Genomic DNA, 14,078 nt, shown 5'->3' with positions numbered 1-14,078 from the left:
GAGGTGAGGCGCCCCCGGAGGGGTTGCCCGGAGGGGCGACGATGGGGCGGGGGCGGCCGGACCTGTGGCCGCCCCGCCGATCCATGCTATCAGGCGGCCAGCCAGACATACTCGGCGAACGCATAGCCCATCATGCCGCCCAGCGGGTTCGGGGCGAGGCCCTTCAGCTTGTCGGTGATGGCGTCCACGTTGGAGATGTAGGCGGGGATGATGGTGCCGGCCTCCTCCGCGATCATCACCTGCATCTCGCCATAGATTTCCTTGCGCTTTTCCCAGGCGAGCGTGGCGCGCGCCTCCAGCATCATCTTGTCGAACTTCTCGGACTTGTACTGGCTCTCGTTCCACGGCGCTTCGGAGGCGTAGAGCAGGGAGAACAGGATGTCCGGCGTCGGGCGCGGGTTGATGTTGCCGAAATGGACCGGGGCCTTCAGCCAGTAATTGCTCCAGTAGCCGTCGGACGGCACCCGCTGGATATCGAGCTTCATGCCGATCTCGGCGCCGGCCGCCTGGATCACCATCGCCATGTCGATGGAGGAGGACGCGGCGTCCGACGCCACCACCGGGATGGATTGCCCCAGCAGGCCGGACTTCTTGAACAGGGCCTTCGCCTTGTCGGGGTCGAAGGGCTTGGGCTTCAGCGCCGCGTTGTGGAAGGCGCTGGCCGGGGAAACCGGCTGGTCGTTGCCGACCTCGCCGAAGCCGCGCAGGGCGGATTTGACGATCTGCTCGCGGTTGACGAGATACTTCATCCCGTCGACGAAATCCTTGCGGCTGCCCGGCTCCATGTCCAGGCGGATGTTCAGGTCGGTGTAGTTGCCGGACGTCGTCTTGGACAGGACGAAGCCCTTCTGCCCGTCCACCAGACGCGTGGAGCGCGGGTTGATCGCGGCGGCCAGATGGATGTCGCCGGACAGCAGCGCGTTGACGCGGGCGTTGTCGTCGCTGATCGCGAAGAATTCGAAGGAATCGACGTGCGGGCCGCCCTTCCAGTAGTTCGGGTTGCGCACGCCGATGGAGCGCACGCCCGGCTCGAAGCTCTTGCAGATGAAGGCGCCGGTGCCGTTGCCCTTGGAGAAGTCGGTGGTGCCGTCGGCCACGATCATGAAGTGATGCATGGCGAGGATGGTCGGCAGGTCGGCATTCGCGCTGGCCAGCGTGATGGCGACGGTGCTCTTGTCCACCGCCTTGATGTCGGTCATCTGGGCGGCGATCTTCGCGACCTTCGACCCGACGGCCGGATCGAGGTGGCGCTTCAGCGAGAACACCACGTCGTCGGCGGTCAGCGACTTGCCGTCGTGGAAGGTCACGCCCTTGCGGAGCTTGATCGTCCAGGTCTTGGCGTCCTCGGTGTCGATGGACTGGGCCAGCTCCATCTTCGGGATGCCGGCCTTGTCGAGGAAGGTCAGGCGGTTGTAGAAGGCGCAGCAGCGGACATAGTCGGTGGACAGCGACGCCTTCGCCGGGTCGAGCGTGTCGGCGGTGGACGACGACCAGCCGGCGGCCTTCAGCGAGCCGCCCTTCACCGGCTCGTCCGTCACCGCGGCATGGGCGCGGCCGATGACGAGATCGACGGCGGACAGCGACACGCCGCCCGCCAGCAGCATCTTCAACAGATCGCGGCGGTTGGCGCCCCGCCGGATGGCGCTTTCGACCATGCCGTCGTCGGCACGGGTCCAGCTATCAGGCATCTTGGTCATGTCAGCCTCACTCTGTTCGTGTGTTGTTCGTTCGTTTCTTTTTTGGCGCGTGCCGGTTGTCCGGTTACGCGGAGACCGTCGATGGCGCCTGTGCGGCGTCCACGGCGTCGGCCAGTTCCGCCATCGAGCGGAAATGATAGTCCGGTTCGGTGAATGCGGCGGGTTCGATGGTTCCGCCATAGCCTTTCTGGGCGTGCCGCCGCTGGATCCAGCAGTTGGTCAGCCCCAGGCGGCGGGAAACCCCGATGTCGTGATACTGGCTTTGCGCGACATGCAGGATGTCGTCCCGGCTGCCGCCGTCGCGTTCGACGAAGTCGAACACCTGTTGGAAGAAGGCAGGATCGGGTTTTTCGACACCGGTGTCGTCGACGGTGAAGCCGGCGAAGAACGGGTCGCCCAGTTCGCGGGAGAAGTGAGTGAAGGCCCAGCGCCGCGCGTTGGTCATCGCGATCAGCTTGTAGCGCTTGGCGAGACGGGCCATGGCCTCCCGGCTGTCGGGAAAGCCGGCCCAGGCCGCCGCCGAATCCCGCAGCCGCTCGCCGTAACGCGCGCCGGCGGGAAGGCCGAGCTTCGGCGCGATGACGGAATAGACCCGCGCCAGATCGTCGGGGAACAGGTCGGCATCCGCGGCGTAGCGCGCTTCGCGGTAGAGACTCAGCGCCACCTCGCCGTCAACCGTTGTTCCCGCTTCCGCCGCGATCGCGGCGAGGCATCCGGTGATGCCGGCTTCGAAATCAATCAGGGTGCCGACGACGTCGAAGGTCAGATACTTGAAGTTCGGCAGGGGCTTGGTCAGGGCTTCGGGCAACGCACCAACTCCTCAGTCAAGGACCGCGCGGACCGGGTCCGGCTGGTCGTTTCAGGTCCGGCGGCATCCTTCGCCGGGGCATCGGGCCGGCACGCCGTGCCGCCTTGGCATCTTCGGAGGTGGCCCGGTTGGCCGGTCTTCATCCCGGCACCGGTCTTGATCCTGGTCAGTGTGGTCGCTATCAGTGTGGTCGATGGACGCAATGCCGGTCTCTCGATCATTGCCATCAAAACAGCAGAAAATGCTGGATACGGGGGGCTTCGCGGATTCTTCCACGGCCTCTTCCATGGCCCCCCGTCCGGTTTATCGCAGGGCCCGGCGGATGTCGGGATCCTCCAAGGTCTGGTCGAGCGTAAGGGCGGTGCGCTCCAGGATCGCGTCGATGTCCCCGTCGGTGCAGCAGAGCGGCGGGGCATAGCCGAGGACGCCGTTCGCGAAGGCCCGGATCACCAAGCCGTTGTCCCACGCCCGGTCGAAGATCCGGTGCGACGGATCGGCGGCGGCGGGCAGAGGGGTCTTGCGCTCCTTGTCCACCACCAGTTCGATGGCCGCCAGCATGCCGCGCCCACGCACGTCGCCGACCAGCGGATGGTCGCGCAACGCCCGCAGCCCGGCCATCAGCCGCGCCCCGGCCTTCACGCCGTTGGCAAGCAGTCCATTCTCGTACAGGCGGAGTGCCTCCAATCCCACCGCGGCACTGACGGGGTGGGCGGAATAGGTGTAGCCATGACCGACGGCGGACGTGCCGGCGGCGTCGGCGATGGTGGCATAAACCGCGTCGGACAGGAAGACCGCACCCATCGGCACATAGCCGGAGGTCAGGCCCTTGGCCGTGGTCATCAGGTCGGGGACCACGCCATCCTCGGTGCAGGCGAACAGCGGCCCGGTACGGCCGAAGCCGGTGATCACCTCGTCGGCGACGAACAGGATGCCAAGGCCGCGGCAGCGGTCGGCCATCGCCCTCATCCAGCCGTCCGGCGGCACCAGGACGCCGCCCGAGCCCTGGATCGGCTCGGCATAGAAGGCGGCGACCCGCTCCGGCCCGCCGATCTCGGCGATTTTGGCGTCGAGGGCCGCCAGTGAGGCGGCGATGATCGCGTCGGGATCGTCGCCCACCGGGTTGCGGTAGGCATGGTGTGACGGAATCTTGTGCTGCCAGTCATAAGGGATGCCGAAGCCGGCATGGAAGGCGGGCAGGGCGGTCAATCCGGCCCCAACGGTCGAGGAGCCGTGATAGCCCTGCTCCACCGAGATGAACTGGTCGCGCTGCGGCTGGCCCTTGGCTTGCCAGTAGTAGCGGATGAAGCGGATGGTGCTGTCCACCGCGTCCGATCCGCCCAGCGTGAAATAGACATGGTTGAGGTCGCCGGGGGCGCGTTCCGCCAGGGCGGCGGCCAGCCGGATCGCCGGTTCGCTGCCCAGCCCGAAATAGCCGGTGGCGTAGGGCAACTGCTGCAACTGACGGGTGGCGGCGTCGACGAGGCTCTGCTGCCCGTAGCCGGCATTGACGCACCACAGGCCGGCGAAGCCATCCACCAATTGGCGTCCGGTGGCGTCGGTGACCGTCGCCCCGGATCCGGAGGCGATCACCCGGACGCCGGCCTTCTCGTGCCCGCGGTAGGAGGCGACGGGATGGACCAGATGGGCGCGGTCGAGTTCGATCAGGGAATTGCTGAGCATGGTCCTCTCCGGATCAGCCGAGTGCCTGGCTGGCGAGCGCATAGGTGGAAACGGCGGTCGCCGCCGTGGCGGACGCCGTCGGGGCGGGACGGCGCATGGCGATGCCGCCGCCGACATGGCGCAGGCCGCAATCGGCCAGCCAGGGCCCCAGCCCGGTGTCGGCGGTGGTGTCCACCCGCAGGAATTCGCCGGGATGCGCGGCGATGACCCGGCCGATCAGCGCCTTGGCGCCGTCGGGATCGGGGGCCACCACCGGGCCGATGACCTGCCCGCGCCCGAAGTCGCGCAGGGCGGCGAACCCGGCGGGCGCGCCGTTCCGCCGCAGCAGGGTGACGCTTCCGACCTCGGCCAGCCGCTCCAGCAGCAGCCCGCGCCCGGCGCCGAAGGCCTGATGGTCGAGCGCTGCGATGGCGGCGCGGTCGTCCGGGTCGGCGGCGGCGATGTCCTCGGTAGCCGCCAGCGGCATCGGGGCGGCTTCGCCCTGGTGCTGGAGCACGGTGCCCGCCTCGCGGAAGCCCAGCTTCTCGTAGAGCGGCAATCCTTCGCGGGTGGCGACGAGGCGCAGCGGGCGGCTTCCGGCCAGGGCCATCGCTTCGTCCATCAGGAGGCGGCCGAGACCCTGCCCGCGGCAGCTTTCATCGACGATGACCATGTTGATGGTGGCCGCGTCGTCGCCATAGGGGGTCATCAGCACGGTGCCGACCACACGCGGCCCGTCCGCTCCATCCTCCATGGCGACCAGCCCCTGGCTGAGCGAGAGGGTCAGCGCCCAGTCCTCCAGCCGGTGCGGCCATTGCGCCTGCCGCGACAGAGCGACCGCGTCCTTGAGATGCTCGGGCTCGAAAGCCAGACACTGAAGCTTGTTCTTGTTCATCGGCAGTCCTTTCACCCTCTGTCTCCAAGAGTGGGCGCAGCGCCCCCGGACGTTCCTCTGAAGGCGGCGTTCGCCGCGACATCTTTCACCTTTGCTTCGGCGGCCCGCCGCATCTTATGCCGTGACGCCGGCCGCCATCCCCGCGCGAGGGGGGCTTTCCGCCCGTTCGCGTTGGTCCGGCGCGGTTTCCGTCCCAAGCAAATGCTGAGTGCCGAGACGGAAACGGAACTTTGTGCTTTCGCGCCGGGCAATTCGGTCAGGCCGGGCCGCGCGGCGGGGCTAGGATCGTGGGGCGGGCGCCGATCGGCCCCCCTTCCACAGCGCTCCCCCCTCTTCAGGCTCCCCCATCTCAAAGGACCCAGCAATGAGCCAGTTCCGGCCGAAATACGTCACCTTCGATTGCCACGGCACGCTGATCAACTTTCAGATGGCCGAAGCCGCGCGCGATCTGTACGGGTCGATCCTCGACGCCGCGCGGATGACGGAGTTCATCAGGAATTTCGCCGCCTACCGGTTGGACGAGATCATGGGCGACTGGAAGCCCTATGCCGAGGTCGTGCACAATTCGCTGGAGCGCACCTGCAAGCGCAACAACGTCGCCTTCCGCGAGGAGGACGCACGCATGGTCTACGAGCGGGTGCCGACCTGGGGGCCGCATGCCGACGTGCCGGCCGGGCTGGCCAAGGTCGCCAAGGAAATCCCGCTGGTCATCCTGTCCAACGCCATGAACGACCAGATCCCGTCGAACGTTGCCAAGCTGGGCGCGCCCTTCCACGCCGTCTACACCGCCGAGCAGGCCCAGGCCTACAAGCCGCGCTTCAAGGCGTTCGAATACATGTTCGACATGCTCGGCTGCGGGCCGGAGGATATCCTGCACTGCTCCTCCTCCTTCCGCTACGACCTGATGTCGGCCCATGACCTCGGCATCCGCAACAAGGTGTGGGTCAACCGTGGCCACGAGCCGGCCAACCCCTATTACGGCTATGTCGAGATCGCCGACATTTCCGGCCTGCCGGGCGTGGTGGGTCTGTAAGGGATTTCTTCGGTTCAGGCTGCGATTGGGAAGGACCCAGGTCATGAAATTCGTCTCCTACTGGCACGATACGGCCCCCGCCTTCACCGGGGGGGCCGAGGGGCCTGTCGAGGGCCATTACGATGTCGCCATCGTCGGAGGGGGCTTCACCGGCCTGGGGGCCGCCCGCCAGCTCGCCAAGGGCGGCGCGCGGGTGATCGTGCTGGAGGCGGGACGCATCGGCGGCGGGGCGTCCGGGCGCAACGGCGGGCATCTCAACAACGGCCTCGCCCACAGCTTCCTCGCCGCCAAGACCGAACTGGGCACGGAGCGCGCGATCGCCCTCTACCGGGCCTTCGACCAGTCGATCGACACGCTGGAGGCGCTGATCGCCGAGGAGGGGATCGATTGCGCCTTCCGCCGGGCCGGGAAATTGAAGCTGGCGTCCAAGCCTGCGCATTTCGACAGCATAACCCGCAATTTCGAGGCGGTGCACCGGGAGGTTGATTCCGATACGGCTCTGCTGAGCGCCGCGGAGTTGACGGGGGAGGTCGGCTCTCCCTTCCATGGCGCCATGCTGTCGCGCAAGAGCGCCATGATGCATATGGGCCGCTTCGCCACCGGTCTGGCGGACGCGGCCAAACGGCATGGCGCGCTGCTGGTGGAGAACGCGTCGGTCGGCGCCATCGTCAAATCCGGTGACCGGCATACGCTGACCACCGCGCGCGGCACGATCACCGCCAAGGAGGTGCTGATCGCCACCGGTGCCTACACCACGCCGAATTTCGGCTATTTCCGCCGCCGCATCATCTCGGTCGGCAGCTTCATCATCGCCACCCGTCCCTTGAGCGACGGGGAGATCGCGTCGGTGGCGCCCGGCAACCGCACCTATGTGACGTCGATGAACATCGGCAACTACTTCCGCCTGGCGCCGGACCGGCGGCTGATCTTCGGCGGCCGGGCGCGCTTCTCGGCCACCTCCGACCAGCGGTCCGACGCCAAGAGCGGGGCGATCCTGCGGGCGAGCCTCGCGAAGATCTTTCCGCAGCTCGCCAGCATCGACATCGAGTATTGCTGGGGCGGGCTGGTCGACATGACCAGCGACCGCTATCCGCGCGCCGGCCGTCAGGACGGGCTGTGGTACGCCATGGGCTATTCCGGCCATGGGGCGCAACTGTCGACCCATCTCGGCATGACCATGGCCGACGCGATCCTGGGGTGTGAGGATCGCAATCCGCTGAAGGGCCTGTCCTGGCCCGCCGTGCCCGGTCATTTCGGCAAGCCCTGGTTCCTGCCGCTGGTCGGGTTGTATTACAAGGCGCTCGACCGGATTCAGTGACAGTCTGGAACAGCAAAGCCCGGCGGGAGTGCTTCGCTCCCGCCGGGCTTTTTTCGTTCCCGTGTCTCAGCCCAACCCGCCGATGTGGAAGGTCTTCATTTCCAGATACTCCTCGATGCCAACCTGGGCCCCTTCGCGGCCCAGGCCGGACTGCTTGACGCCGCCGAACGGGGCGACCTCGGTGGAGATCAGGCCGGTGTTCAGACCGACCATGCCGGCCTCCAGCGCTTCGCCGACCCGCCAGGAGCGCGCCAGGTTCCGCGTGTAGAAATAGGCGGCAAGACCGAAGGGCGTGGCGTTGGCCAGTGCGATCGCCTCCTCCTCCGTCTCGAAGCGGAACAGCGGCGCCACCGGGCCGAAGGTTTCCTCGTGGGCGAGCAGCATGTCGGTGGTGGCGCCGGTCAGCACCACCGGGGCGACGAATTGCGGACCCGGCGCGGCGTCGGCGGCGGACGCGACGCTCGCACCCTTGGCGACCGCGTCGGCGACATGGCGCTTGATCTTGGTGATGGCGGCCTCGTTGATCATCGGGCCGATGGCGACGCCCGGTTCCAGCCCGGAGCCGACCCGCATGGCGTTGACGCGGGCGACCAGACGGTCGCGGAACGCCTCGTAGACGCTCGCCTGCACCAGGATGCGGTTGGCGCAGACGCAGGTCTGGCCGCCGTTGCGGAACTTGGACAGGATGACGCCCTCCACCGCCTGATCAAGATCGGCGTCGTCGAAGACGATGAAGGGGGCGTTGCCGCCAAGCTCCAGGCTCAGCCGCTTGATGCCGGCGGCGGCGCCGCGCATCAGCAGCGATCCGACGCGGGTGGAGCCGGTGAAGGAGATCTTGCGGACAACATCGTTCGCCAGAAGCTCCTCGCCGATGGCCTCGGGCCGGCCGGTCAGGATGTTGATCACGCCGGCCGGAATGCCGGCCCGTTCGGCCAGCACGCCGAGCGCCAGCGCCGAATAGGGGGTGAAGTCCGACGGCTTGATTACCACGGTGCAGCCGGCGGCCAGCGCCGGGGCCACCTTGCGGGTGATCATGGCGTTGGGGAAGTTCCACGGCGTGATGATGCCGCAGACGCCGACCGGCTCCTTCAGCACGATGATGCGGCGGTCGGGGGTGGGGGAGGGGATGGTCGTGCCGCCGATGCGCCGCGCTTCCTCGGCGAACCATTTGACGAAGGAGGCGCCATAGCGGATCTCGCCGCGCGCCTCGTCCAGCGGCTTGCCCTGCTCCAGCGTCAGCAGCCGGGCCAGATCCTCCAGATGCTCGATCATCAGCGCGTGCCAGCGCTCCAGCAGCGCGGCGCGGTCGGCATGGGTGCGCCGCTTCCAGGCGGGGAAGGCGGCGGCGGCGGCGGCGATGGCGCGGCGCGCATCCTCGCCATCCATGTCGGGAACGCTTCCGAGGGCGTGGCCGGTCGCCGGATTCAGGACGTCGATGGTCCGCCCGGCGGCGCCGTCGCACCAGCGTCCGTCTATCAGCCCCTGGACGCGGAACAGGGTGGAATCCGTCAGGTGATGGGTCATGATGGTGTCTTTTTCCGCTGCGTAGGGATTCGGGGCCGGGAACATCAGGAGAGCGCCGACAGCACGGCGGCGGTGATCGCGTCCGTCCGGTCCTTGCCGGGGACGGTGCCGATGCCGCGCGCGGTGGTGTCGCCCAGCGCCGCCATGAGGCGGTCGGCGGCGGCCTTCTCCCCCAGATGTTCCAGCATCATGGCGCCGGACCAGATGGCGGCGATCGGATTGGCGATGCCGAGATGGGCGATGTCGGGGGCCGAGCCGTGCACCGGCTCGAACATCGACGGCGCCTTGCGCTCGGGATTGAGGTTTGCCGAGGCGGCGAAGCCCAGCCCGCCCTGGATCGCGGCGCCCAGATCGGTCAGGATGTCGCCGAACAGGTTGGAGGCGACGACGACGTCCAGGCTTTCCGGCGCCGTCACCATGCGCGCGGCCATGGCGTCGACATGATAGCTGGTCACCTCGACATCCGGATGCTCGGCGGCGAGCTGGCGGGTGATCTCGTCCCAGAACACCATCGAATGCTTCTGCGCGTTCGATTTGGTGACGGAGGCCAGCTTGCCGCGCCGGGCGCGGGCCTGGGCGAAGGCGAAGCGCAGGATGCGCTCCACCCCCATGCGGGTGAAGATTCCGGTCTCCACCGCCACCTCATGCGGCGTTCCCTGATGGATGCGCCCGCCGGCCCCGGCATATTCGCCCTCGGTGTTCTCACGGATGCACAGGATGTCGAAGCCGCCGCGGCGCAGCGGCCCCTCCACCCCCGGCAACAGCCGGTGCGGCCGGACGTTGGCATACTGGTCGAAGGCCTTGCGGATCGGCAGCAGCAGCCCATGCAGCGACACCGCGTCCGGCACCTGCGCCGGCCAGCCGACGGCGCCCAGCAGGATGGCGTCGAAGCGGCGCAGCGTGTCGATGCCGTCGGCCGGCATCATCGTGCCGGTTTCCTGGTAATGGGCGCAGGACCAGGGCAGCTCGGTGCCCTCCAGCGCGAAGCCGGATTGCTTCGCCACCGCCCGCAGAACCTCCCAGGCGGCGTCGATCACGGGATGCCCGATGCCGTCGCCCTTGATGATCGCGATTGAGTGGATCTTCATCGAACGTCCCCTAAAGGCCGATCAGCACGCTCTTGCTGCGGCGGTTGGCGAGATAGGCCTCGCGGCCCAGATCCTTGCCGATGCCGGAACGCTTGTAGCCGCCGGTCGGCAGGATATGGTCGCGCGAGCGGCCATAGCGGTTGACCCACACCGTCCCGGCCTGGAGCCGCCGGGTCAGGCGCAGGGCGCGCGACAGGTCGCGGGTGTAGAGGCCGGCGGCCAGCCCGTAGGTGGGATGGTCGGCCAGCGCCATCGCCTCTTCCTCGCCGTCGAAGCTCTGCACGGTCAGCACCGGGCCGAAGATCTCCTCCATCACGGCGGGGGAGATCTGGTCGACCCCGGCGATCAGGGTCGGCGCGTAGAAATAGCCCTCGCCCTCCATCGGCGCGCCGCCGGTCAGGCATTCCGCCGCCCCGGTGAGCGAGGCCGACACGATGGAATGGATGCGGGCGCGCTGCCGTTCGGAGATGATCGGGGAATAGCGCGTCTCCTCCTTCCAGGTCGGGCCGGGGCGGACGGCGCGCATGTGGTTCAGAATCCGCTCGACCAGCGGTTCGGCCACCGCTCTTTCGACCAGCAGGCGCGATCCGGCGACGCAGGCCTGGCCGGCGTTGGAGAGCACGCTGGTGGCGATGGCCGCCGCCGCCTTGTCGAGGTCGGCGTCGGCGAAGACGATCTGCGGGCTCTTGCCGCCCAGTTCCAGCGTCATTGGCTTGACGCCGCTGCGGGCGATGTCGGCCATGATCGCCGAGCCGGCCGCCGTCGATCCGGTGAAGCTGACCTTGGCGATGCCGGGATGGCGGGTGATGGCCGTGCCGGTGGTCGGGCCGTCGCCCAGCACGATGTTGATCAGCCCGGCGGGCAGCCCGGCCTTAACCGCCAGTTGGGCCAGCAGGACGGTGGAGAAGGGCGTCATCTCCGACGGCTTCAGCACCACCGCGTTGCCGGCGGCCAGCGCCGGGCCGAGCTTCCAGCCCGCCATCGACAGCGGGAAGTTCCAGGGCGTGATGGCGCCGACGACGCCATAGGGCTCGGTCATCACCATGCCGAGGCTGCCGTCGTCGGTGGGGGCGAGGTCGCCGCCCTCCTTGTCGGCGAATTCGGCGAAGAAGCGGATCTGCTCGGCCGTCACCGCGACGTCACCGGCGACGAGCTGGCCGACCGGGCGCGTCGAGGACAGCGCCTCGACCTTCGCCAGGGTTTCCGCCTCCTCCTCGATCAGCGTCGCCCAGCGTTGCAGCAGGATGGTGCGCTCGCGCGGGCGCAGGTTGCCCCAGTTGCTGGTCTTCAGGGCGACCTGGGCGGTGGCGACCGCCTGGTCAACCAGATCGGCCGAGGCGACCGGGCAGTCGGCATAGGCCCGGCCGTCGGACGGGCGATGCATGGGCAGCCCGCCCTCCGTCGCGGTGGCCGCCGGGATCAGGTGGTCGCCGATGAAGTGGCCGATCGGCAGTGGCAGGCGGTCCGGATCGAAGGACAGGCTCATGGCTAGGGCCTCAGGTGATGGTGACGTAGATCTTGCGGACCGTCTCGATGGTCTTCCACACCCCGAGGAAGCCAGGCTTCATGACGAAGCTGTCGCCGGCGCGGTAGACCACCGGCTCGCCGCCGTCCGGGGTGATTTCAACGACGCCTGACAGGATGTGACAGAACTCGAAGGTGTCGCCCTTGATCGACCGGGTCTCGCCCGGCGTGGCTTCCCATACGCCGGTCAGCACGCTGTCGCCCTTCGCGGCGTCCTGGGCCCAGGTCTTGAAGGCGGGCGATCCGGCGATCAGCCGGTCCGGCAGCGGGGTGGATTCACGGGGGGCGAAGCTCGGGTTCGGGTCGATGGTCTTCAGCAGCGACATGTATGGACCTTTTCGGTGAGGGGAGCGGCGACGCCGCGGGATTGAATGCCGGCTGGTCGCGTCAGTAGCCGCGCCGCCGGTCCACCAGACCGACCGGATCCAGCCCGGCGCGGTGGCGGCGCAGGTTGGCGATCACCGCCTGGGCGGCGCTGTCCGGCTGGGTGACGCTGGCGATGTGCGGGGTCAGCAGAATCTTCGGATGCGACCAGAAGCGATGGTCGGGCGGCAGCGGCTCCGGCTCGGTCACATCGACCATGGCGCCCGACAGATGGCCGGCGTCGAGCGCGTCCAACAGCGCTTCATGGTCCAACTGCGGCCCGCGCCCGGTATGGATCAGCCCGGCCCCCCTGGGCAGCTTCGCCAGCAGGCCGGCATGCAGGAAGCCGCGGGTGTCGGGCGTCAGCGGCAAGAGGACGATCAGGATGTCGGTCCCGGCCAGCATGGTGTCGAGCCCGTCGGCGCCATGGTGGCAGGCCACGCCGCCCAGGTCACGCGGCGAGCGGCTCCAGCCCGACAGGGGAAAGCCGAAGGGCTTCAGCCGCTCCAGAACCGCCTGCCCCAGCACGCCGAGCCCGAGAACGCCGACCCGGCGCCGCGCCGCCTGCGGCTGCGGCAGCGCACGCCAGACATGCTCCGCCTGCTGGGCGCGGTAGGCCGGCATCTGGCGGTGCAGGGACAGCACGGCCAGCGTGACATATTCCTGCATCATGCGGACGATGCCGTCCTCCACCATGCGGACCACCTTCACGGGCTCGGGCAGGGCGGCCATGGTGAACTGGTCCACCCCGGCGCCGATGGAGAAGACGATCTCCAGATTGCGGTAGCGGGCGAGATTGTCGGGGATGGTCCAGGTCAGCAGATAGCGCACCGTGTCGGGGTCGACGCCGGCCGGATCCATCGAGAAGGGCAGGTCGGGCAACTCGCGGGCGAAGGCTTCGGCGAAGATGGCGCCGCGCGCGGCGTCCGAATTGAACAGGAAGGTCATGGCGGGTCTCTTTGGCGATGCGCGGCGGTCAGGCGAGGGGGGCGGATGTCAGAGGCGGCAGCGTTCGCCCAGCGCCTCGATCATCGACTGGCAGGCCCGCAACTCCCCGACGAGGATGTGTTCGTCGGGGCGGTGCGCCCGCGCGATGTCGCCGGGGCCGCAGATGATCGCGTCGATCCCGGCGGTCTGGTACAGCCCGGCCTCGGTGCCATAGCTGACGGCGGCCAGCGGCTCCTGTCCGGTCAGTTCCTCCAGCAGGCGGGCCAGGGGCGAGCGGGCGGGCAGGGACAGGGCGGGATAGGCGCCGGTCTGCGCCCAATCCACCGCGAAGCCCCTCTCCTCCAGCCGCTCCGCCGCCAGGCGCACCGGCTCCAGCAGGGTCACGGGGTCGATGCCGGCGATGGCGCGGGCCTCGAACTCGGCGGTGCAGGCGTCGGGGATGATGTTCACCGCCCGCCCGCCGTCGATGGTGCCGACCTGGAGCGAGGAATAGGGCGGCTCGAACACCGCATCCAGCGGCCCCTGGGTCAGGCGGCCGGCCTGGGTGACGGCGGCGGTCAGCGCGTCGGCCATGGCGTGGATGGCGTTCAGCCCCTGGTCGGGGCGGGAGGAATGGCCGGAGCGTCCGCGGATGGTCAGCCGGGCCGCCGCCTTGCCCTTGTGGGCGCGGATGGCGCGCAGGCCGCTCGGCTCGCCGACGATGACGCCCAGCGGCGGCGCGCACAGGCTGGGCAGATGCGGCATAAGATGCGGCGCGCCCTGGCAGCCGGCCTCCTCGTCATAGGTGAAGGCGAGATGGATCGGACGGGCGAGCGGGGCGGAGGTCAGGGCGGGCAGCGCCGCCAGCACCGCCGCGATGAAGCCCTTCATGTCCGAGGTACCGCGCCCGAAGAGCCGGTCGCCGTCGGCGCGCAGGTGGAACGGGTCGCTGGTCCATTCGGGTTCGGTGGCGGGAACCACGTCCATGTGGCCGGACAGGACATAGCCCGGAACCATCGCCGGGCCGATGGTGGCGAACAGGTTGAAGCGGTCGCCCTCCGGTCCCGGCAGGACCCGGACGCGCACCCCGGCGGCCTCCAGCACGCCGCGGATCGCATCGACGATGGCGGTGTTGGGGGTTCCGACCACGGAGGGAACGGCGATCAGATCCTTCAGGATGTCGATCACGGTCATGACGGCCTCACCTTGTCCTTCTGTGGCGTTCTTTTGTGGCGCACGGGG

12 protein-coding genes are annotated in these 14,078 nt (G+C 68.7%); 2 read left to right on the top strand and 10 right to left on the bottom strand.

Going from position 1 to position 14,078, the window contains the following annotated elements; genetic code table 11:
* Positions 1-89 precede the first annotated feature (89 nt).
* From AZL_RS26235 to AZL_RS26220, 4 genes are all read right to left on the bottom strand, one after another.
* Complete coding sequence (locus AZL_RS26235) at positions 90-1,697, bottom strand: ABC transporter substrate-binding protein (RefSeq protein ID WP_012977451.1); 1,608 nt, start codon at positions 1,695-1,697, stop codon at positions 90-92.
* A 64-nt stretch (positions 1,698-1,761) separates the two neighbouring features.
* Positions 1,762-2,505, bottom strand: a complete 744-nt coding sequence (locus tag AZL_RS26230) for an HAD-IA family hydrolase (protein WP_012977450.1) — start codon at positions 2,503-2,505, stop codon at positions 1,762-1,764.
* Between the two features lie 303 nt (positions 2,506-2,808).
* The gene (locus AZL_RS26225) at positions 2,809-4,185 is read right to left on the bottom strand and encodes an aspartate aminotransferase family protein (RefSeq protein ID WP_012977449.1); all 1,377 of its coding nucleotides are present in this window, start codon (positions 4,183-4,185) and stop codon (positions 2,809-2,811) included.
* A gap of 13 nt (positions 4,186-4,198) precedes the next feature.
* The gene (locus AZL_RS26220; protein WP_042445682.1) at positions 4,199-5,059 is read right to left on the bottom strand and encodes a GNAT family N-acetyltransferase; all 861 of its coding nucleotides are present in this window, start codon (positions 5,057-5,059) and stop codon (positions 4,199-4,201) included.
* 364 nt (positions 5,060-5,423) lie between these two features.
* Between AZL_RS26220 and AZL_RS26215 the strand changes: the two genes are divergently transcribed.
* Together AZL_RS26215 and AZL_RS26210 are read left to right on the top strand one after the other, a co-directional pair.
* Positions 5,424-6,092, top strand: a complete 669-nt coding sequence (locus AZL_RS26215) for a haloacid dehalogenase type II (protein ID WP_012977447.1) — start codon at positions 5,424-5,426, stop codon at positions 6,090-6,092.
* Positions 6,093-6,135: 43 nt separating this feature from the next.
* Positions 6,136-7,410: an NAD(P)/FAD-dependent oxidoreductase gene (locus AZL_RS26210; protein ID WP_012977446.1), complete on the top strand. Its 1,275-nt coding sequence runs from the start codon at positions 6,136-6,138 to the stop codon at positions 7,408-7,410.
* A gap of 66 nt (positions 7,411-7,476) precedes the next feature.
* Here the strand turns inward: AZL_RS26210 and AZL_RS26205 are convergent, their stop codons facing one another.
* From AZL_RS26205 to argE, 6 genes are all read right to left on the bottom strand, one after another.
* A complete protein-coding gene (locus tag AZL_RS26205; protein ID WP_012977445.1) occupies positions 7,477-8,934 on the bottom strand; it encodes an NAD-dependent succinate-semialdehyde dehydrogenase in 1,458 nt (485 codons plus the stop codon).
* Between the two features lie 44 nt (positions 8,935-8,978).
* A complete protein-coding gene (locus tag AZL_RS26200) occupies positions 8,979-10,022 on the bottom strand; it encodes a tartrate dehydrogenase (RefSeq protein WP_012977444.1) in 1,044 nt (347 codons plus the stop codon).
* 10 nt (positions 10,023-10,032) lie between these two features.
* Positions 10,033-11,508 carry an aldehyde dehydrogenase family protein gene (locus AZL_RS26195; protein ID WP_012977443.1) on the bottom strand — a complete coding sequence of 492 codons (1,476 nt, stop codon included), beginning with the start codon at positions 11,506-11,508 and terminating at the stop codon, positions 10,033-10,035.
* A 10-nt stretch (positions 11,509-11,518) separates the two neighbouring features.
* A complete protein-coding gene (locus AZL_RS26190; RefSeq protein WP_012977442.1) occupies positions 11,519-11,872 on the bottom strand; it encodes a cupin domain-containing protein in 354 nt (117 codons plus the stop codon).
* Between the two features lie 61 nt (positions 11,873-11,933).
* A complete protein-coding gene (locus AZL_RS26185; RefSeq protein WP_012977441.1) occupies positions 11,934-12,857 on the bottom strand; it encodes a 2-hydroxyacid dehydrogenase in 924 nt (307 codons plus the stop codon).
* Between the two features lie 48 nt (positions 12,858-12,905).
* Complete coding sequence (gene argE, locus AZL_RS26180; RefSeq protein ID WP_012977440.1) at positions 12,906-14,030, bottom strand: acetylornithine deacetylase; 1,125 nt, start codon at positions 14,028-14,030, stop codon at positions 12,906-12,908.
* Positions 14,031-14,078 lie beyond the last annotated feature (48 nt).

Source organism: Azospirillum sp. B510 (genome assembly GCF_000010725.1).
In the GTDB taxonomy this organism is placed as follows: Bacteria; Pseudomonadota; Alphaproteobacteria; order Azospirillales; family Azospirillaceae; genus Azospirillum; species Azospirillum lipoferum_B.
The sequence above is the reverse complement of the archived record's forward strand: the minus strand, read 5'-3'. Positions and strand labels throughout refer to the sequence as shown.

What these genes read in the sequence shown, in the direction of transcription:
- AZL_RS26235 (WP_012977451.1), bottom strand. Translation starts at nt 1,697, where the DNA reads ATGACCAAGATGCCTGATAGCTGGACCCGTGCCGACGACGGCATGGTC.
- AZL_RS26225 (WP_012977449.1), bottom strand. Translation starts at nt 4,185, where the DNA reads ATGCTCAGCAATTCCCTGATCGAACTCGACCGCGCCCATCTGGTCCAT.
- AZL_RS26220 (WP_042445682.1), bottom strand. Translation starts at nt 5,059, where the DNA reads ATGAACAAGAACAAGCTTCAGTGTCTGGCTTTCGAGCCCGAGCATCTC.
- AZL_RS26215 (WP_012977447.1), top strand. Translation starts at nt 5,424, where the DNA reads ATGAGCCAGTTCCGGCCGAAATACGTCACCTTCGATTGCCACGGCACG.
- AZL_RS26210 (WP_012977446.1), top strand. Translation starts at nt 6,136, where the DNA reads ATGAAATTCGTCTCCTACTGGCACGATACGGCCCCCGCCTTCACCGGG.
- AZL_RS26205 (WP_012977445.1), bottom strand. Translation starts at nt 8,934, where the DNA reads ATGACCCATCACCTGACGGATTCCACCCTGTTCCGCGTCCAGGGGCTG.
- AZL_RS26200 (WP_012977444.1), bottom strand. Translation starts at nt 10,022, where the DNA reads ATGAAGATCCACTCAATCGCGATCATCAAGGGCGACGGCATCGGGCAT.
- AZL_RS26195 (WP_012977443.1), bottom strand. Translation starts at nt 11,508, where the DNA reads ATGAGCCTGTCCTTCGATCCGGACCGCCTGCCACTGCCGATCGGCCAC.
- AZL_RS26190 (WP_012977442.1), bottom strand. Translation starts at nt 11,872, where the DNA reads ATGTCGCTGCTGAAGACCATCGACCCGAACCCGAGCTTCGCCCCCCGT.
- AZL_RS26185 (WP_012977441.1), bottom strand. Translation starts at nt 12,857, where the DNA reads ATGACCTTCCTGTTCAATTCGGACGCCGCGCGCGGCGCCATCTTCGCC.
- argE (WP_012977440.1), bottom strand. Translation starts at nt 14,030, where the DNA reads ATGACCGTGATCGACATCCTGAAGGATCTGATCGCCGTTCCCTCCGTG.